1 protein-coding gene is annotated in these 797 nt (G+C 63.5%); it reads left to right on the forward strand.

Annotation, left to right across the window (positions count from 1 at the left end; all coding sequences use genetic code 11):
- Window positions 1–287: 287 nt before the first annotated feature.
- Window positions 288–797: pectate lyase-like adhesive domain-containing protein (locus H8A95_RS43315; protein ID WP_338028096.1), on the forward strand; the 510-nt coding region annotated here is incomplete at its 3' end.

Below are 797 nucleotides of genomic sequence, written 5' to 3' on the forward strand. Positions count from 1 at the left end.
CGCGAGGGCAAGTGGCGACATCATTTGTGGCGCAGAAAGCACATCATTTGTGGCGCAGAAAGCACATCGTCGCGCATTCGGTTCCGTTTTTGCTTTTTGTCATGCGGCAGATCGTCCCACGAGATACAACCTCACGCTGAGATTTCTAGTGGCCGCCTATGCGTGGCCCGAGTTGGAATGCCATGCACGTGCACGTTGTGGAGCGACTCCGCTTTCCCCGTTTGCAACGGGTTGCCGTAACCCTCGCTCTGTTCGTCACGTTCGGGACGTGCGCACAAGCCCAGACGGTGCTGAACGCCAGCGATGGAGCGAGCCTCGTCGCTGCGCTGGCGACGATCGATAACAATCCGGGCACCAGCTATACCCTCAACATCACGAACAACATCACGCTGACCGGCGCGACCACGCTGCCGGTGATCAATTCGAGCAGCAATGTCACGATCAACGGCGGCAACTTCACGCTCGACGGTGGCGGTGTGCAGCGCGGGTTCTTCGTCTATTCGGGCACCGTCGCGGTCAACAACCTGACGATCCAGAACGCCGTGGCCAAGGGCGGCAATGGCGGCAGTGGGTTCGATGGCGGTGGCGGCGGCGGGATGGGCGCCGGCGGCGCGCTGTTCGTCGCCAGCGGCGCCAACGTCACGGTGAGCAATGTTTCGCTGGCCGGCAACCAGGCCAGCGGCGGTAGCGGCGGCAATTACGGACCTGTCAGCGGCGGCGGTGGCGGCGGCGGACTCGGCGGCAACGGCGGAAATGGCGGTAATTCGGGTGGTGGCGGTGGCGGCGGGATTGGTCTG

It is taken from the genome of Bradyrhizobium oropedii (assembly GCF_020889685.1).
In the GTDB taxonomy this organism is placed as follows: domain Bacteria; phylum Pseudomonadota; class Alphaproteobacteria; order Rhizobiales; family Xanthobacteraceae; genus Bradyrhizobium; species Bradyrhizobium oropedii.